Origin of the sequence: Pseudoalteromonas sp. M8 (assembly GCF_018141365.1) — a bacterium.
In the GTDB taxonomy this organism is placed as follows: Bacteria; Pseudomonadota; Gammaproteobacteria; order Enterobacterales; family Alteromonadaceae; genus Pseudoalteromonas.
The window spans coordinates 739,349-757,809 of sequence record NZ_CP047239.1 but is presented as its reverse complement, the minus strand read 5'-3'; the positions used below and the strand labels follow the sequence as shown (position 1 = coordinate 757,809).

The following is an 18,461-nucleotide window of genomic DNA, read 5'->3' as shown; positions in this document are numbered from 1 at the left end:
TTTCACCAAAACAGGTTTATCGCGCACAACAAAGCGCTGCAAATACAGCAGTAAGAAATTCTAGCGTTGAGAATGTGAGTTTTGCTAAGCCAACAAACGCTCGCAGTTTGTTAGGTTTGTCCGCCGTCTTTTTTGCAGTGTTTCACAGTAAGCGGTTATTGTCCGTTCTCGGCCCACTGCACCATGAAATACCCGAGAAAATTGCGTGGTGAGTTTTATCCAGTTCTCAGGTTCTATATTGAGTCGAGTAAGAATCGGTTGTGCTTCATTGATATACCCGCGTTTATCGACTCGAATACATTTGCCCGTGAGCTCAACTAATTCAATATAGGACTTGAATTCAAAGGGCAGGCCTTTAGGCATATGTTTTCGTGGGCTACCAGCAAAGCGTAGTAGGCTTTTTGGTTGTTTGCCCAGCTTAGCGTGGTCGATGCGTTTTTTGATGCTGGTGTAGTCTGAGGTTTCAGGCGTTGCTGCGATTTTGGCTCTAATGGGGTTTAAGTCTACGTAAGCGAGACAAGCTGCCAATGCGGCCTCATCCAGTAATGCTTGGGATTTAAACCGTCCTTCCCAAAAACGGCCTGTACAATTATCTTCTTTATTTGCTCGACGGGCGATGTCTTCGTTGAGTACTCGCATAAACCAGCTAATATCGGCTAGTCTTTCTCTGTACTTGGTGACATGCTCACCGAGTATCAATTGTTCCGACTCACTGAGTGGCTCACCTTCAATAAACTTTTGGCTTACCCAATTGCCTTTAAACAACTTGTGCCATCGAATAACAATCGCTTTATCAGACAGACGCTTAGCCTTTTTATCATCAACATATAAAACAATGTGGGTGTGATTACTCATCACGGCATAAGCACAGACATCAATACAAAACACAGACCCTAAGATCAGGAGCTTTTCTTCAACCCAATCCCGGCGGTGTTCATATGATTTTCCAGTAAATTTATCTTCACCGCACAGAAAGGCGCGCCTTACGCAGCGGGAGATACAGTGATAATATTTGGTGTCGGTTAAACTGATTTGTTTTTTACGAGCAGTTGCCATAGTTTGGTTTCCTCAATCCTTTGAGTGCAGAATTAAAGCGTAGGCGGTATCTTAGGAAGGTGCAAATTAAGTGGTGGGTGTCAGCGATTTGGTAACTAGCGATTTGATAATTCTTTCAATTCACAGATCCAAGAATGCCTAGCTTCTTAAAGGTGGCTTTGAATGCTGATGATGACGTAATGTAACAAGCCACCACACTCGGAAATTTCACTTACTCCGCTCCCAAAATTCCGGTGAGCGGAGTGTTGGTTACCTTATCAATATTACATGCTCAATTTACTGTACAAGTAGAATGGTGAAGACTATACTTGTTCCATTAAATGTACATGTAGAGGTTCTTATGAGAATTGTATCTTTTACTGAAGCTAGAAATAGTCTTAAAGCTGTTCTAGACGGTGTAGTTAATGACGCAGATACAACAGTCATTACACGTCGTGACTCTGAGGATGCTGTGGTTATGTCTTTAGATTACTACAATAGCCTTATGGAGACTGTCCACTTACTACGCTCTCCTCAAAACGCTGAACACTTAAATCGTTCGATTGCACAGTACCGTGCTGGTAAAACAACAGCACGAGAGTTAATTGATGAGTAGTAGTCAACGTTTACTGTCGTGGACTGATGACGCTTGGGATGACTATCTGTATTGGCAAACTCAAGATAAGAAAACACTCAAGCGCATCAACAAACTCATCAATGATGTTAAGCGCTCCCCATTTGAGGGCATCGGTAAACCAGAGCCGTTGAAAGAGAGTTTATCTGGTTTTTGGTCTCGTCGTATTGATGACACTAACAGGCTTGTTTATGCAGTTGATGATCAAGCGATAACGATAATTTCGTGTCGTTACCACTACTAAATTAGAGGCGGCGATAATACAGCAAGCGAATTAGGTGTATCGAACCTGTGTTCGGCAACATCATAGTGAATAAAGGAATGAATAAACTCACATTACGAGGGCAAGGGAAAGTGAATGCGCAATGGAAGTTGTATTGCTTGGTGCATAATCTAGAAAAGTTGCAAAAAATAATACACTAAGAAGTGTAGCTCATTTTAAACCTCAAAAAGCCACAGAGACCAGCCTTATAGCCTCATAAAACACAGTAAAAAAATGACAGTGACGTTTAGAGTAAACGATTGAATCAAATAAAGAACTCGGCTAAGGTTGATACCACTATGCAAAATGTATTAAGGATGGATTGGTGATACCCATCACTAATTGCATTGACGTTAGGAAAATGAAGGCTTGAAATTTGTGGTGGGTGTCAGTGATTTTTGTTAGGAAGGTGCAAATTAAGTGGTGGGTGTCAGCGATTTGAGCGATTTGGTAACTATGTTTGACTGGTAGCTTGCTAAAATTATTAAATAAAATTTTCTTGATGATTGCGATTTTATCTCTTGTGGATAAGTGAGATATTCAGAATTTACACTAGTAGGTTGTTATATGCTTAAATGGAATTTGAAAATGCGGTTACTTTTTTTACTCTACTTTCTTCCTTGTTTTGTTTCAGCTGAGATAAATTTGCCATTGCAAGCTCAACTCATTGAAATGGCAAAACAGGATCAGGCTGTACGAAAACAGTTAGGAGATGCCGGTTGGGATAAAGCTCCAAAAGAGCTTCATGCTAAATTATCATCAGTTGATCATCAGAATACTGAAAAACTCAAAGCAATATTAAGCAAACGACAATGGCTAACACATGCTGAGGTCGGAAAGGAGGGGGTTGGAGCAGCATTTCTTATAATACAGCACTCGTCAGATACTGAGTTTCAAGAAAGAATGCTTCCAATCTTAAAGAGAGCATATTTAAATAATGAAGGCGTATCAGGACAAGAAGTCGCATTATTGACCGATCGCGTACTTATACATAGGGGGCAAAAGCAACTGTACGGCACACAAGCAGATATTAAAAATGGTAAAGTCACTTTCATGCCAATCTCAGAAGTTGATAAAGTGGATGAAAGGAGGGCTGAAATGAATATGCCTCCATTAGAGTTTTATAAAAAGATAATGGAAGAAATGTATGGTATTAAAGATCACCCCGAAATAGAGCTGAATTAGAACGCATACAAGAGACTATGGCGTCAATGACTAAAGGATGGATTGGTGACACCCATCACTAATTGCATTGAAGTTAGGAAAATGAAGGCTTGAAATTTGTGGTGGGTGTCATTGATTTTTGCTTTGATTGATTGATTGATTGATTGATTGATTGATTGATTGATTGATTGATTGATTGATTGATTGATTGATTGATTTTGTTGATTTTTGCTTCTTGATTTTTGAGCTTGGGATATATGAAGCGTCATTCGACTTTGATTGTTTGATATGATATTAGCAATCTAATGATGACTCAGGCTCCTTGCAATGCTAGCTTCGTGTGTGGGTCATTCTGTCTATGTGCCTGAAAAACTCAGAGGACAACATGTCTAATAAAAGTCTTCGTGCTCGAATTCCAGCCTATAAAATGGCATTTGCAAGTGGCGAACTGCAGAGAACCTATAAGGATCTGGTCTCTATTGTTCAAAGTCTCAGAGCTGAATTCAGTAAGCAGTATAAAGGCCAGTTTACAGTCGCAAACGTGTTACACGGATATATTGACTTTACATACTTTTATCTGCAAAACGATTACCTTAAAAAACACAAGCTCAAATTGGCAGTTGTGTTGAACCATCAAGAAGTGCAATTCGAACTTTGGCTCCTTGGGCAAACAAAGGATGTTCAGATTGATTATTGGGCAAAGTTACAGGGGGTTAGGTGGGTGGCTCAAGATGTTATGCCCGAGTGGTCAATCTTTGAAATTTTAATGCTTGCTGACCCTGATTTCGATAATGTAAAAGCGCTATCTGAGCGGATCCACGGTGTGTTTGCAGAACTGTCCGAGGAAATCTTTACTACATTGAAGGTGTACCAATAGTACACCTAACACACATGAATTTTCGCAGGTTATCCGCGTCGTAAAGTATGTGCAGCTAATTTCTTTTCAAACTTTAAATCTGTTTAACTCTATTTCTAGCGAAAAAAAGAGTGCTAGTAGTAGCACTCTTGTCAATGCAAAACTCAACAGCAATAACCCGTAGTTGCTAGTCCATGCTTGGGGCGCTGGAATATACCAACTCAATTAGGTTATTCATCGTTCTTGATTTTTGCATATAAGCCTTTTCCATATGGGCAAGCTCTTGTAATTCAAATAAGGTCGTTTCTACGAGTGCCAGCCATTTTTCTGTGGTGTCTGGTACCGCTTCACTTTGCTTTGTTGCTTTTTTTAGTGCGTCGTAATAAATAGTTAAGTCACGATATTGGCTTTGATAGTCCATTGATGCTCCAACCCGTCTCTTTTAATTTACAGCAAGGTAACAGGAATTCTCAGCAGAAATCTGCGGAAAATAATTTTTTTACAACTTTTTAATTCGAAAGATAATTAATATTAGCAAAGGCGGAGATCACATCTTTTGCAAAAGCAATGCGTGGGTGTTTTAACGCGCCCTTTTTCCATACTAGATAGATATTGTTTTCAGGGCCTACAGGGCCAAGTTGGATCAGTTCACCTGCTTTTATGAGATCTCGGCAGAGATAATCGGGGAGGACGGAGTAACCTATTCCAGAGCGAATGATGTTAGCAATTGCTCTAATGTCTGGGCAAATAGCGATGACATTAGAGTTGCAGCTCGCATTAAATACACGGTCAAAGTATTGTCTAACCAAAGGTAAGTCTTGATCGTACGTGACGACATTATAGCTTGAGAGTAAGTCGGCGGTAATATCGCTGTCTTGAATTTCTCTGCCCTCTAAACGGTTCATCACTAGCCACAATTGCTCTTTGTCTAGAACTAAATAGTCAAAGCTTGTGGGATCTGGCGCAGAGGCGGCAATGGCGATGTCGGCGGTGTCGTTTATTAGTGCGTCGAAAATGTTAATTTTATTGCCAATATGAAGTACCACGTTAATGTTGCCCGCTTGCAATAAGTTGGCGATTTGTGGACCGGAGACAAAGCTTAAATACTCCGCGGGGCCAGCAATATTTAGTGTGCCAAACACCGCGTTGGAGCGCGCCCGAATTGAGGTGATCTTCTGCTCTAAAATATCGATATGACCAGATACCTGCAGCGCTAAGTCATGTGCTGTTGGCGTTGGCTTTACCCCTCTTGCTTGGCGTTCAAACAGGGCTTTTCCTACGACCGCTTCCATGGTTTGAATATGTGCCGTGACAGCTGGCTGCGACATCCCCAAGTTGGCCGCTGCTTTGGTGATATTTTTGCAGCGGTATACTTCCACAAAGGTTTTTAGTTGGGTGAGATGAGACATAAATTACTTAAGCCATAAATATTCTGATTGCTCCTACCAATTTATCCGAATTCTCCTGTGTCCGCAAATCGCCTAAACTCGTCGATATTGAACTGGTATGAGGAGCCGGGATGAAAAAGAGTATACTGAATACGATAGTGTGGGTGTCATCGTTGTTGGGTTCAGCACTTGCGCTTAGCGCTAATGCAAGTGAAGGTGAAGTATTAGTGTTACTTTCGAGCGAAACCTCGATGGAACTTGCCAGTGGTGAGACAATAGAAACAGGTTACTACCTCAATGAGTTCGGTATACCTGCAAAGGCTTTAGTGGATGCTGGATATAAACTGATATTAGCAACACCAAAAGGCAATGCCCCTGCTGTTGATCAAAAATCAGTGTCGGTTAATTACTTCGGCGGTGATGAGACTAAATTACAAAGCATCAAAAAATTTATTGCTAACCTGCCAGATCTTAATGATACCGCAAGTTTTAGCGAGATCCTTGCTGCGGGGCTAGACGAATTTGATGCGGTATTTATTCCAGGCGGACACGCACCGTTAATTGATTTGGCGAATAATCCGCAGGTGGGTGAAATTTTGCGCCATTTTAACCGCGAGAATAAACCAACAGCTGCGATTTGCCACGGCCCAATTACGTTGCTTTCGGCACAAAGTGAACCAAAAGCGTATTATCAGAGTTTAACAACACAGTCACCTGTTCAAGCGAAAAACTGGATTTATGACGGATATCAAATGACGATATTTTCGAACCCAGAAGAACAAGTATTTGAAAGCACGTTAAATGGCGAAAAACTCAACTTTTACCCAGCAGCCGCGATGTCTCAGGCTGGAGGAAAAATGCAGTTTGCAAATGCATGGCAGCCAAAAGTGGTTGTTGATAGAGAGCTAATTACAGGGCAAAACCCGTTTTCAGACACATTACTAGCAGAAAAGCTGCTAGAAATGTTAGCTGAAGAACCGAATATTAAACAGTAAGGAATTGAGCATGCTTAATTTTGTATTTAAAAATCAAACCGAAATTCTTTTTGGTAAAGGCCAAATGAGTGAAATCACCTCACGATTACCAGAGGCTGCAAAGGTGTTGCTACTGTACGGCGGCGGCTCGATTAAAAATAATGGTGTATACGACCAAGCAATGAATGCATTGACAGATGTTGAGGTTGTGGAATTTGGTGGTGTGGAGCCAAACCCAACATATGAAACGCTAATGCAAGCGGTCGCGACGGCAAAGCAAAATAATGTGAATTTTATTCTTGCGGTTGGCGGCGGCAGCGTTATCGACGGCGCAAAGTTTGTGGCGGCAGCCGTGAATTTTGACGGTGAGCCTTGGGACATTTTGGTAAAGGGCGCAAGCTTTAGCAATCCATTACCGATTGGTGCTGTGCTCACTTTACCTGCTACAGGCTCTGAGAGTAACGGCAACTCAGTGGTTACAAAAAAGGCAACTTCGCAAAAGCGTGCGTTTTCGTCACCAACTGTGCAGCCGCAGTTTGCGGTACTTGACCCAGAATACACCTATTCACTGCCGCCTCGCCAAGTGAGTAATGGGGTAGTGGATGCGTTTGTTCACGTGATTGAGCAGTATTTAACTTATTCAGTAAATGCGCCACTGCAAGACAGATTTGCAGAAGGTATTTTACAAACGCTTATCAGCGAAGGGCCAAAGGCATTAAGCGAGCCTAACAATTATGATGTAAGAGCAAACGTTATGTGGTCTGCAACTATGGCGCTAAATGGCCTTATTGGTCAAGGCGTACCACAGGATTGGTCAACCCATATGATTGGTCACGAGCTAACGGCATTGTATAACCTTGACCACGCGCAAACGCTTGCGATTGTATTACCTGCGGTGATGTATGTGCAACGAGACAAAAAAGCCGAGAAAATCAAGCAACTTGGTGAGCGTGTATTTGGTATTACAGCCGCAGACGAAGCGCAGCAAATTGACCAAACAATAAAAGCAGTTCAAGACTTTTTTGAGTCGATGGCGGTGCAAACCCGTTTAGCGGATTATCAATTAGACGAAAAAGCAGTACAAGAAGTTATCGCTAATCTAGAAAAGAACGGCATGACGGCACTAGGTGAGCACGGCGATATTGATTTAGCGAAGGCGAAAGAAATTTTAATGCTGGCGTTGTAAAACAAGTAATCAGTGGCAATGTGTTACCCTTTGATAACAAAAGTAAGATGGTTTAGAGGTAACTAAACCATCTTACTCCATCGGCTTTTTATAGGCTTCTTAGTTGATCAATAACAGCCTGAATTTTGTTAAATTTGGTTTGCCTGTATTCTGTTTCAGCTTGGGATTTTTTGCGATTCCAGTATTCAACATCATCTGGATATTGTGGCTCTACCACGTACGATGCTAAATAGTTACCATACGGGTCTTTAAGCCAGCATTTATATTCAACGATTTGAGAATAAGGGTCAGGTGCTTCACAGCCGCTTCTAAGTGGCAAGTCCGCCTGCTTTTTCTGTGCCAGCATTATGCTTAACTGATCCGCTAGATTTTTAGCTGCGGTAACGACGGTTGTTTTTGGCACCATGCCAGCCAAATAACGCTCAGTATACACTGCCACTACAACCGATGCTGCTAAGGCATAGGTGTCTGCAAGGTAGAAAAAGTCATCATTGTAGCTACTATTTAAAGCTCGGTGATTTATCAGATCGTTAGCTTTTAGTAATAATCCACCAAGTAATACAGGGTCTTCTCCATTGTATTTTACGGTATCGCCATAGTGTTTTAAGCTTGCTTCAACGCTTCTAAACTCAGAAAGAAAGTCGAACTCCGCATCACGTACAATTTCTTCTCTAACGCGCTCTTGTATTGCCTGCAGGCTCTCTTCGCTCAGCATAACGTATTGTGGTCCACCAGAACCAAATACAGCATCAGCTAAAAGTGAACCAAACCCCGATAGTAATTTACTTTTTACTTTATCTAAAATCTGCTCACCGATTGTCGCGGTTTTTTCTTCTTGTTCAGTAGCACCAACAGTAAATGTTGCACTACATAACGCTAAGCTTACTACTGCGGCGATTGAATGAAATTTCATAGAAATAATCCTTTTATATTAGAAAGTATGTTTTTATAGACCTTAGCACCCACAACCCACATCAAATACAGGCTTTTTACCTAGCTTTAGAATTGTTATGCTTACTGCTTTTGGATTGGTTTGATTTATAAACTTAGTTCCAAAGGCTGGGTCTTACCTATGTTAGGTGAGTTGTGTTAAAAAAAGATTAAATAAACGATGTTTTCTTTTACGATGTGGCTAAATTGGAAGGTGTTATTAGTTTGAAAACATTTTTCATACTGCAAATGGCTTAGTCCGGATATCGCAAAATACGTAGTTTACCTAGCTTATCTTCAGTGCTACTCTACGGTGATATTCAAAAAAAGTTTAAGGAGAATTTGATGATTGTTTTATTGAGCCACCCGGTAAAAGTTGTAGCTAGGTGTGATTAGTAGACTTTAACTTTCGTCTTTTCTAAATTTTTTACTCCTTTTACCCGGTGTGATGCCTAATGGGCTTATCCGGGGTCAATGATATTCATTAACCCTGCTTGATTTTTGCAGTCTTTCTGCATTTTTGAGATTTTATAATGAATACATCTTATTCGCCAACACTGCTTGGTTGGCAAGCATTTTTTCAACAGCAACTGACACTAACAGAACTAGAATCATCAAATCTTGGCCGCGTGATAGCGCACCACAGAAGTAATTATTTAATCCAGTTGCAATCACGACAAATTTCTTTAGCTACTCATGTATCACTGCCTAGTATGACGGTTGGTGATTGGGTTTTGTTGGATGAGAATTATCAATTTATTAGGCTATTATCCCGCAAATCGGTTATTTCAAGGAAAGCTGCGGGCAGTAAAGTCGCGGAGCAATTGATAGCCGCAAATATCGATAGCCTGTTTATTGTTTGCTCGCTAAATCAGGATTTTAATCTAAACCGGATCGAACGTTACTTAGCACTGGCTAACGAAGCTCAAGTGGAGCCAATTGTTGTTTTGACCAAGAAGGATTTGGTCGATTGTTGGCAACAGCAAGTACAACTCGTTCAGGAGTTGGATCCATTTTTGACAGTCGAAGCGATTAATGCGTTGGAGCCGAGCTCCGTTGAGTGCCTAAAAGCTTGGTGTAGCGTGGGAAAAACGTTGTCATTTGTAGGTTCTTCTGGTGTGGGTAAGTCCAGCTTGGTGAACACGCTGTTAGAGTGTAAAGAGCAGCTCACCGGTTCAATCCGTGAAGATGATGCAAAAGGGCGGCACACGACAACCTCTCGCTCGTTACATTTTATGGACAATGGCTCAGTGTTGCTCGACACACCAGGAATGAGGGAGATCCAACTAGCCGATTGCCAACAAGGGATCAGTAAAACATTTGCAGAAATTGAAGTGTTAGAAAGCGCTTGCCGCTTCAGTGATTGCTCACATCAAAATGAGCCCGGATGTGCTGTTCAGCAAGCGATAGAGAGTGGCGAACTTGAAGTTAGGCGCTTCAACAACTTCATAAAACTAAGAAGTGAACATCAAAGAAACAACGCCAGCCTAAAAGATAAGAGAGACAAGGAAAGAGCACTTGCAAAGAAATATCGTTTTGTACAAAGCGATACTAGAAGACTAAAAAAGGGCTACTGAGCAGTAATTGCTAGTTCTGTTTATCTTAAACCAAAGTGGACTCGCTCCACTTTGGTTTTTGCTTTTCTACGCTAAAGTACGGCTAAAGGGCAAGTACGGCTAAAGAGACACCCACTTATCTTTTTAGGTGATAAGTTAAAAAGACACCCATTTTTAAACTGTGACGCTAGAGTGGGTGTCTGCATATGCCAACATGAAATTGTATCGTTTCAGCAAAGCTCAGAAATAATTAATGACCAAATTTAATGCGGATCCCTGCATTGACCGTAAATCCGTCGTTACGAGACCAAATATCAGTTGTCCATCGTCCACTTGGAGCCTGTTGGGTTAGCAATATTGGCTCTTCTTTAGTTTGCCGAACATTGAGCAAGTTCTCTGCATTTAAGAAGTAACTTACGCTACCAAGAGTGATTTGACCAAGTAAGCCTAAGTGCCAGTAAGCGTCGCTTCTATCACGGTAAGGGTTATTTTCGAGATGCTGTGTACCAGTATAATAAGCTTCAAAACCTAGTAGGTGACTGCCATGCTTTTCCCACATAATTACTGCACCAGCAGAATGTGTTGGTGTTAGGGTTAAGGGAGTTCGGCCAGTGCCTAATCCGCTAAGTTTTGTTGCGTCAGTATATAAATAGCTTCCAGTTATTTTGATGTCATGCCAGCGGTATCGCAAAAGCAATTCTGCGCCACGAATTTCGGTCTGGCCTGGGTTATTCACTAATCGAACGTGGTTATTTGTATTCGGGCTTTGGGCTTCGATGATCTCAAGCTCAGTGACATTGTCGACATCCGAGGCAAACAGGGTGACACTTGTTTCAATGTCATCAAATATATAGCTGAGATCAATAGACGCTGTAGTCGCCAGTTCCTCCTTTAAGTTACTTAAAGGCTCAAGGCGAGACAGGCCACTGTCTTCAATATCTTCAATAAAAGGTGTCGGCGCAAAGAAGCCTTGACCGTAGGATCCGCGAATTGTCCAGCTGTTTGGATTGTACAAAATGGATGCGCGTGGACTAAACTGAGTGCCGTATTCACTGTGCCAATCGGTTCTGGCGCTCAATGATATTGAAACGTCTTTTTCTGTGTCATAGTCTATCTGTGAAAATAACCCAGGTACTTGATAGTTATAGTTAAACTCTGAAAAGTCATCAGACTCAAAGCGGTCAGACTGATAAGCTATTCCAACAAGCCAAGCAATAGCTTCACGATAACCCGATACACTAGATTCAAATAAGTAACTTTCATGGTTATCTGTTTCTTGAGTCAGCCCATAAACATGGTCATGCTCCTGATGCATAGCTGAACCACGAACACTGAGGTTTATTTCTTCACTAAGTGGTTGGTCGAAAATAAAACCGCTATCTAACCTTAATGAGTCTTGGTGTTGAGGAAATGATTCGCCAGTAGGTAATGTATCCGTTTGTTGCGTACCACCTTCACGATTTTCTTTCATCGCACCAAACGTCCAATAAAGGTTGGCACCGTCTTCATCTTCCCAATAAAAACGTGGGCGAACGGTCGCGCGCTCATAGCCTGCTATATCAAGCCAGCCATCCTCATCTAAATCTTGCTGAGCTTGATGATGAAGTCCCAGAGTAATTGACGCACGAGTACTTGGGGTCAGTGGGGTTGCAAAATAGGAGGTAATATCTTGACCACTTTTTGATGTTGCATTGAGTAGCACTTCACCTTCAAATTCATCCCCTGGTGTACGAGAGATAAGATTAATCACCCCGCCTAAGGCTGACCCACCATACAAAGAAGAAGCTGATCCTTTGATAATTTCAACATTGGCTAAGTCGGTTGGAGGGATTTGAAGCAACCCAATTGACGCAGTTTGTCCACCATATAATGGCAAACCATCACTAAGTAGCTGGGTATAGCGACCATACAGGCTTTGCAATCTTATGTTGGCACTGCCTAAAGCCGGAGAGGTATTTTGTACTCGTACACCGCCAGTTTCAGCAACTAGCATAGAAATATTTCCGGGCCGCATTAAGGCTTTTTCTTGGATTTCTTCATTATTGATAATTTCAGTTCTAGTTGCCGATTCGTTCACGATCCGACCAAGTCGTGACGCGGTTACTTGAATTCTCTCTATTTTATTCTGGTTATGTTCGTCATGATGTTGGTGTTCTCCTGCATAAGATACAGACGGGCCAAGTAAGATAGCCAGCGCCACCTTTGAATATTGATTAAGCATGTTTTACCTCAGGTAATGCAAAACACTGTGAAGTTTTTTATTAGTTTAATACCAGCTCAAATTGAGGAAAAAACCTGACGCGAGCTACGTTAAAGGCTTATTATTTAGAACGACTAAATAATAATATTTTCGTCTTGCCCACATGGGTGTAGATACCTTGGCGATAGCAGGGCGCGGTAGCTGTGTTATCGACAAGATTTTTTCGCCTCAAAATAAACCGCTTAATTAAGTCAATTGGTATAACTTTCGCAGCATATAAATTAAATTTTTAGTAAGAATTTAGTTTGGCTGTAGCCTAAGCGGTAAAATAGGAGGCCGATAGAATGAGGTCACAATACTATGAATATCTGGAGTCTGAGTCGATCGTACAGGACCACCAAAACGAATGAGTTCTGAGGCAATAGGGTTTATAGGAATGTATGCAAAGGTTGCACAGGCGTTTTCTGGGCAAATGCAATCGTTCTCACAGCAATCTGTGTCACAACAATCATCTGCACCTTGCTGGTATTCGTTTTGAGATTCAAGTGTGATTGATTGCGTGATAATAATGTCATCATCAGATACAAAAAAGGGTGATGCTAATGCTTGCCCAACAAAGGCAACCAAGATTGTCATCATAATAAGTAGTTTTGACATTCCCTTACACATAATAATCTCAACTCGAAACTGCTGCACATTGTAGGGAATAATTTTATATAAGTGAAGTGTATCGGAGACGATAAATGAGCGCTGATTATAAAAGCCTGTGGCGTAGCGATACTAAAAAGTTAAGAAAGGCTGTTTATTATCCAATATGAACTCAGGTTTTGGGTCAAGGTGGACTTATTCCACCTTTTTTGAAATACGTATAGCGACTTAAAAATTATGTAAACTAGAAAGTAAATTTCAGATCTTTAATAACTCTTGATTGGATACCTCTAATCAAGCTATTTTCTTTAAGTTCACCGTTAAAATGACCTGTTCTAACTCTCTGAATTTCCATGTCAAATTCACATGGTTTTGAAGTTGAAATCTGTTCTAGATCTATGAAGCCAGCGCTTTTTGCATTGAATGTATTGCTTGTCGAGCTTCCAAACTGTGTTGAGAAAGAGCCTGTCACTAACCCCCCCGTATTATTTGAACATGCATAGTTAACGATAAGAGATGTTTCACTAGCTGAGTCTATTCCATCAATATGAATTTCAATATTTTCATCATATCGAAAAGTTTTCTCTGCTTCGGGGGTAAGCACCAGAAAGCCTAAAGGAAGCTCAACAGACGCTGAAGCATTTGCTTCTTTCTTGCGATTTAACTGGATAGTATATAGGCTGTTACCAGTTACAACTGAGGATCTGCCCTCGTAATCAATATCAAGAATGTCAGTATCTTTAGCCAATTGGATCGTCTGGCCATTTACGATCGCTCTTAGCGTATCACCTTCGCTTAAGTTTACATTAGAGCCGAACGAGTCCCCGACGTTTAGCTCGGCCACAATTCGGGCTCTCTCCCCATTTGAAGTTATTGATATATCAGCACTAATTGCGTTTGTTTTCAACAGATCAGATTCTGTCTCAGATGTACAAGCCGTAAGAAATGTGCTGACACTGGCTGCGGTTATAAGTAACAGAGAAGATTTGGTTGATTTCATTTTTTACCCGTGCTTCATTTAAAAGCAGATTCTCCGATTTAGAAACAGGGATGACAAGTTAAAAAATGTAATAGGGTTGTACAGTAAAAGGAAATAATCACTGTTAATCGCAGGGGTATGTGTTTATCCAACTATGTTGCTCGTCGCTTTCCTCGGAGAGAAAACGTTAAAAAGACACCCATTATTAAACTGTGACGATAAAGTGGGTGTCTGCATATGCCAACAATACAGGCGCTACAGTTAGTTTGATGTTTGAAACTTAATTGTCGTCAAAGCAAACTTTTTACGGCCTCAATACGACAATAATATTTTAGTGTTTGAATAGGCCGATATATGAGAGTCATGAAAATCACACTGCTGGCAGCTCTGGTTACTGTGGCGAGCTGTGCAGAACAAAAGTTGAAAGCTGTAGCACCAGATTATGTAAATAAACAACGAGTATTCGAGCAGAGTATTCGCGAAATTAATGATAACGGGGTGAGTAGTGAAACAGCGAGTACACTTCAATCCAGAATGAGCACATACCGCGTCCCTGCTGTTAGCATTACTGTTTTTGATAATAATCATATTCTTTGGTCGAAAGGTTACGGCGTTACAGATGAGTACTCAAAAGTGAATGTAACGCCGGATACGCTGTTTCAGGCTGCTTCCATTTCTAAAGCTGTAACGAGCTTTGGTGCTTTTAAGATGATAGAGCTAGGTCGTTTTGGACTACATGAAGATGTAAACAGTAAGCTTACACGCTGGCAGGTCCCCAATAATAAATTTACTAAAGAAAATAAAGTGACACCCAGTCGAATTATGAGTCACACCTCAGGGCTCAATGTACAAGGGTTCGCTGGTTATGGCAGAAACCAAAAAACTCCTTCGCTCGTACAGGTTTTACAAGGGAGTGAGTTGAGTAATTCCCCATCAGTTAGAGTGTTTCAAACACCTGGGAAGTCTGAATTTTATTCAGGTGGTGGCATGACAGTTTTGCAACTGTTGATGGAAGATAGTAGTGGGCTGTCATTCTCTGAGTTAATGGAAAAGCAGGTATTAAAGCCCCTAAACATGAATAACAGCTCTTTTGAGTTAGCGTCGCTGAATCTGCCTCAATATAGAGTTGCTAAAGGTCATGATTTACAAGCAAATATGATCGCTGGAGGTTATCGTCTATATCCTGAAAAGGCAGCTGCGGGGTTATGGAGTACTCCTTCTGATTTAGCATTATTTATGATTGCTCTAGGTAAGTCCTATCGTGGTGATGAAGAAAGCTTATTATCTCCACATCTTGCGAAAGTCATGCTTACTAGAGTTCCCGGTGCTGGTGGTACAGGAATAGGACTCGATGGAGAAGGTAACGCTTATAGATTTAGACATAGTGGTGGGAATGCCGGGTATACTTGCTATGCTGTGTCTTTTGCTAGTGTTGGCCGAGGTTTTGTCGTTATGACAAACTCAGACAATGGCTTTCAATTAATCCATGAAATCTCTAGAGCCATTTCTGAAGTTTATGATTGGCCTGCATTATGGATGCATGAATAAGCAAGCTATATTGCTTCTCGCTAAGGTGCAATTGGTCTAGGCTCTCAATTATTAATTAATTTGATGATTAACCAAAAAGTGCTAAACAATTGGAGATATTCGAACGCCGTTGAATTGAGAGTGAATCACAATATTTTTGCTTTGCTGCTGAGCTACCTGCAGCTCCATGGATCACAGTACTAAATTGTGTTGTCAGGGTTATCCAGTTCTTAGAGGTTAGATTTAACCTGTCTAAAATCGGTTGTTTGTTTATAATGCAACCTATTTTGTCACTTCTTATGCAACGCCCTGTGAGTTCGACCAGTTCGAGATATGATGACAGCTCAAGCGGTATACCTTTAGGCATATGCTTTCTCGGATTGCCAGCAAATCGGAATAGTGAGCGAGGTTGCTTACCTTGTTTGGCTAATTCAATACGCTTTTTTACACTCGTGTATTTAGATTCTTCAGGTAGCTTAGCTAGGTTAGCGCGAATGGGATTTAGATCAACATAAGCCATGCACGCAGCAAGTGCAGCTTCATCAAGTAGTGCTTGTGATTTGAAGCGCCCTTCCCAAAACCGACCTGTGCATTGGTCTTCTCGATTTGCTCGTCGTGCAATATACTCATTAAGAGTTCTCATAAACCAGCTTATACAGGTTATGCGTGATCGATATATATTGATAGTGTTATCAAGTATTGATCTTTCCGCATCTGATAATGGCTCATTACGAATAAACTTATGTGTGAGCCAATTGCCTTTAAACTGCTTGTGCCAGCGAATGATAATAGCTTTGTCAGTTAGACGTTTGGCTTTTTGAATATCAACGTGCAGAACTATATGAGTGTGGTTATTCATAACCGCATATGCACAGACATCAATGCAAAACGTTTTTTTAAGGGCGAGTAGCTTTTCTTCGACCCAATCTCTGCGATGCTCGTAAGAACGCCCAGTGGCTATATCCTGACCGCAAAGGTAGGCTTGCCTAACACAGCGAGAAATACAGTGATAATATTTGGTTTCTGATAGACAAATTTGTCGGCAGCGTGCAGTGGCCATATTAGATACCTTCAATCCTTTGAATGTATCTTAAGAGTAGATTGCCTTAGCCAATTTAACAAATGAAATACTAAATAACCTGAGCTGTGGATAATTAATGCCTTTCTAGCAGCCAGTTTTAGTGCTAACTGCGTTGAATTCACTTCCAATAGCCAGCTATTGGCGCGTAAATTCGCCTTGCCTACAGGATGTAGGTACCTTAGCGAGAGCAGGACGCGGAAGCGGTGTTTTCCCTAAAACTCTCTGGCTAGACAAGGAAAAAACTAAGTTGTGCTTTAGCAACAATGAGTTGGAACATTCCTTATCCAAACCTCAGGTTAAATAGGTGGGTGTCTTTTTAAAAGCTTCTTTTTAAAAGCTGTTTTTAAAGTTTCTACTGAGCAGAATTTAATAAGACACCCATTTTAACCTTTAAGGATCACGGGTTTTGTTTGAGCTGCTCGATGCGTTGCTCAAAACTTGGGTGTGTGCTTAACCAACTATGCTGTTCATCGCTTTCCTTGGCGAGTTTTTCGAATATAGAGATCATTGCGTCACTATTACCATACAGCGCCATTAGCTTGTTATGCGCGTACAAATCAGCCTCGAGTTCAGCTTGCTGAGAGTAATTTTGGTTGATACCTAACATTGCGCCCTGCATCATAAGATCTGAGAGCGCAGAGATGTCACCCAATACGACACTCAAACTGACAAATACGATGGACGAGCTCACAAGAGATTCCATGACGTGATTATGCTCGACATGACCAATCTCGTGGAGTAATACTGCGCTAAGCTCTTGCTGAGTAGATGCCAGTTCGACCATGTTATCGGTGATCACAATGCTACCATCGGCCAATGCCATGGCGTTGGCTTTATCTTTCCACTGCCTAAATTCAAGTTTAAATTCACGTTCACTCGATGCATTGGTGCCAAGCAGTGAGACAAATAAAGCGCGAGTCTCTTGCTGTTTGATTTCACTTAGCTTTGACTCCGAGAATTCCGAGTTATCTAGCTCGTTTAGGCTTCCTTCGTCGATGATTTGGTAGATTTGTTTGGGCAATGAGGCCGAGATCTCTTCAGCGAAGTACGGCACGCCTTTGGTATAAAACTGATAACCACTAAATAAAACGACCACTACTGTGGCCGCTATAATCCAAAGCCACTGCGTTTCTTTAGATTGTTTGACTCTGTTGTGTATCTTTGAGCTCATCTAGTACTTCTCGCATTACATCGATGTTGTATTTTCTCACTATTTTTTGGCTGTTAAATAACTGAGGTAGCTCAATTAAACACACTAAAATTAGCAGAACCCAGCCATAAAAGAGAATAAATACAAGCCCCAATAGCATTAAGGTGAGGTTAATTACACCTCGTGCTGTTTTACCCAGATAAAAGTGATGTAAACCTGCGGCAAAAAAGTAATTGAGTACGGCGTAAGTATCAGGATCTTTTACTAGCTGTTCTTCAAGTTGGTAGTACTGCTTGCGCGCTTCAGGACTTAGCTGAGCAACTTGGTTTCTTAACGATTCTTCTTGTTCTCTTAATGCTATTTCGTCCATGCAAACTCCTAGGATTGGTCACGGTAGGGGGTCTGACTTTACTTCAATACAATCTGGGTCATTACAGCGCTTGATACGACAAAAGCCGATACGCACGCCTTTAAAGAAGCCGTATTTTTCGATTGCTTGATAGGTATATTCAGAGCATGACGGCGTAAAGTTACAACTTATATTGAAGTGGGTTTTTGCTCCACCATTCGCTTGATAGCGGCGAATGGCAGACAGAGCAAAGCGTTTAAGCACGTTTACGACCAAGTGTTAAGATCACGGCTTCACGGCTCCAAAATAGCAGAAAACGTTTGTTTTCGATAACTTGGAAAACAAGCTGCCAGCCATCTTGCGCTTCCATGTTTAAAGTTGCTTCAAGTTTTTTTAACGGTAATCCACTTGAGCCAAGTAACAGTGTGCCGCAGCCACCTTCAACTACATGGATAACTTTATATTCGTCGTATTGGGTCATAATACATCCCTGATTTAATTAGAATAAGTGAGATTTAATTCTATAGTAGCCAAGTAATCGC

At 41.2% G+C, this 18,461-nt stretch carries 21 protein-coding genes; 9 read left to right on the top strand and 12 right to left on the bottom strand.

Annotated features, from left to right (window positions below; genetic code table 11):
• Positions 1–84: 84 nt before the first annotated feature.
• Positions 85–1,056 (bottom strand): transposase, encoded by a 972-nt coding sequence (locus GSF13_RS03025; protein WP_211865087.1) that lies wholly within the window; start codon positions 1,054–1,056, stop codon positions 85–87.
• A 340-nt stretch (positions 1,057–1,396) separates the two neighbouring features.
• Between GSF13_RS03025 and GSF13_RS03020 the strand changes: the two genes are divergently transcribed.
• From GSF13_RS03020 to GSF13_RS03000, 5 genes are all read left to right on the top strand, one after another.
• Positions 1,397–1,651, top strand: a complete 255-nt coding sequence (locus GSF13_RS03020) for a type II toxin-antitoxin system prevent-host-death family antitoxin (RefSeq protein WP_053397282.1) — start codon at positions 1,397–1,399, stop codon at positions 1,649–1,651.
• Complete coding sequence (locus GSF13_RS03015) at positions 1,644–1,913, top strand: Txe/YoeB family addiction module toxin (protein WP_010603677.1); 270 nt, start codon at positions 1,644–1,646, stop codon at positions 1,911–1,913. Before GSF13_RS03020 ends, GSF13_RS03015 begins: the two co-directional genes overlap by 8 nt.
• A gap of 77 nt (positions 1,914–1,990) precedes the next feature.
• Positions 1,991–2,092, top strand: coding sequence for a transposase (locus tag GSF13_RS24540; protein ID WP_238536678.1), 102 nt, complete (start codon positions 1,991–1,993; stop codon positions 2,090–2,092).
• Between the two features lie 406 nt (positions 2,093–2,498).
• A complete protein-coding gene (locus GSF13_RS03005; RefSeq protein ID WP_248298711.1) occupies positions 2,499–3,116 on the top strand; it encodes a DUF6624 domain-containing protein in 618 nt (205 codons plus the stop codon).
• Between the two features lie 364 nt (positions 3,117–3,480).
• Positions 3,481–3,972, top strand: a complete 492-nt coding sequence (locus GSF13_RS03000) for a hypothetical protein (RefSeq protein ID WP_211865085.1) — start codon at positions 3,481–3,483, stop codon at positions 3,970–3,972.
• Between the two features lie 166 nt (positions 3,973–4,138).
• On the opposite strand, the gene GSF13_RS02995 is transcribed toward GSF13_RS03000, so the two are convergent.
• The gene (locus GSF13_RS02995; RefSeq protein WP_010369844.1) at positions 4,139–4,372 is read right to left on the bottom strand and encodes a hypothetical protein; all 234 of its coding nucleotides are present in this window, start codon (positions 4,370–4,372) and stop codon (positions 4,139–4,141) included.
• A gap of 88 nt (positions 4,373–4,460) precedes the next feature.
• Positions 4,461–5,360, bottom strand: coding sequence for a LysR family transcriptional regulator (locus tag GSF13_RS02990; protein ID WP_211865084.1), 900 nt, complete (start codon positions 5,358–5,360; stop codon positions 4,461–4,463).
• A 110-nt stretch (positions 5,361–5,470) separates the two neighbouring features.
• On the opposite strand from GSF13_RS02990, the gene GSF13_RS02985 reads away from it, so the two are divergent.
• Together GSF13_RS02985 and GSF13_RS02980 are read left to right on the top strand one after the other, a co-directional pair.
• Positions 5,471–6,334 carry a type 1 glutamine amidotransferase domain-containing protein gene (locus GSF13_RS02985; RefSeq protein ID WP_206472452.1) on the top strand — a complete coding sequence of 288 codons (864 nt, stop codon included), beginning with the start codon at positions 5,471–5,473 and terminating at the stop codon, positions 6,332–6,334.
• A 10-nt stretch (positions 6,335–6,344) separates the two neighbouring features.
• On the top strand, positions 6,345–7,499 hold the full coding sequence (locus GSF13_RS02980) for an iron-containing alcohol dehydrogenase (protein ID WP_174169490.1): 1,155 nt from the start codon (positions 6,345–6,347) through the stop codon (positions 7,497–7,499).
• An 88-nt stretch (positions 7,500–7,587) separates the two neighbouring features.
• Here GSF13_RS02980 and GSF13_RS02975 read toward each other — a convergent pair whose 3' ends face one another.
• The gene (locus tag GSF13_RS02975; RefSeq protein ID WP_010603671.1) at positions 7,588–8,412 is read right to left on the bottom strand and encodes a hypothetical protein; all 825 of its coding nucleotides are present in this window, start codon (positions 8,410–8,412) and stop codon (positions 7,588–7,590) included.
• Positions 8,413–8,962: 550 nt separating this feature from the next.
• Between GSF13_RS02975 and rsgA the strand changes: the two genes are divergently transcribed.
• Positions 8,963–10,006 (top strand): ribosome small subunit-dependent GTPase A, encoded by a 1,044-nt coding sequence (gene rsgA / locus GSF13_RS02970; RefSeq protein ID WP_206472449.1) that lies wholly within the window; start codon positions 8,963–8,965, stop codon positions 10,004–10,006.
• A gap of 229 nt (positions 10,007–10,235) precedes the next feature.
• Here the strand turns inward: rsgA and GSF13_RS02965 are convergent, their stop codons facing one another.
• The 3 genes from GSF13_RS02965 to GSF13_RS02955 form a co-directional block, all read right to left on the bottom strand.
• Complete coding sequence (locus GSF13_RS02965) at positions 10,236–12,206, bottom strand: TonB-dependent receptor (RefSeq protein WP_206472447.1); 1,971 nt, start codon at positions 12,204–12,206, stop codon at positions 10,236–10,238.
• A 279-nt stretch (positions 12,207–12,485) separates the two neighbouring features.
• Entirely contained in the window at positions 12,486–12,842 is a 357-nt protein-coding gene (locus GSF13_RS02960; RefSeq protein WP_206472445.1) for a hypothetical protein, read from the bottom strand.
• 235 nt (positions 12,843–13,077) lie between these two features.
• A complete protein-coding gene (locus tag GSF13_RS02955; protein WP_206472443.1) occupies positions 13,078–13,833 on the bottom strand; it encodes a hypothetical protein in 756 nt (251 codons plus the stop codon).
• Between the two features lie 342 nt (positions 13,834–14,175).
• On the opposite strand from GSF13_RS02955, the gene GSF13_RS02950 reads away from it, so the two are divergent.
• Positions 14,176–15,360, top strand: coding sequence for a serine hydrolase domain-containing protein (locus GSF13_RS02950; protein ID WP_248298710.1), 1,185 nt, complete (start codon positions 14,176–14,178; stop codon positions 15,358–15,360).
• Between the two features lie 67 nt (positions 15,361–15,427).
• Here GSF13_RS02950 and GSF13_RS02945 read toward each other — a convergent pair whose 3' ends face one another.
• From GSF13_RS02945 to GSF13_RS02925, 5 genes are all read right to left on the bottom strand, one after another.
• Positions 15,428–16,399, bottom strand: coding sequence for a transposase (locus tag GSF13_RS02945; RefSeq protein ID WP_174169485.1), 972 nt, complete (start codon positions 16,397–16,399; stop codon positions 15,428–15,430).
• Positions 16,400–16,817: 418 nt separating this feature from the next.
• Positions 16,818–17,591, bottom strand: a complete 774-nt coding sequence (locus GSF13_RS02940) for a M48 family metallopeptidase (protein WP_010603667.1) — start codon at positions 17,589–17,591, stop codon at positions 16,818–16,820.
• Positions 17,554–17,940, bottom strand: coding sequence for a TM2 domain-containing protein (locus tag GSF13_RS02935; RefSeq protein ID WP_174169484.1), 387 nt, complete (start codon positions 17,938–17,940; stop codon positions 17,554–17,556). The genes GSF13_RS02940 and GSF13_RS02935 overlap by 38 nt, the downstream gene beginning before the upstream one ends.
• Before the next feature lie 18 nt (positions 17,941–17,958).
• Entirely contained in the window at positions 17,959–18,183 is a 225-nt protein-coding gene (yidD, locus tag GSF13_RS02930; RefSeq protein ID WP_095727766.1) for a membrane protein insertion efficiency factor YidD, read from the bottom strand.
• Positions 18,176–18,400 (bottom strand): DUF4177 domain-containing protein, encoded by a 225-nt coding sequence (locus GSF13_RS02925; RefSeq protein ID WP_010603664.1) that lies wholly within the window; start codon positions 18,398–18,400, stop codon positions 18,176–18,178. Before GSF13_RS02925 ends, yidD begins: the two co-directional genes overlap by 8 nt.
• Between the last annotated feature and the right edge of the window lie 61 nt (positions 18,401–18,461).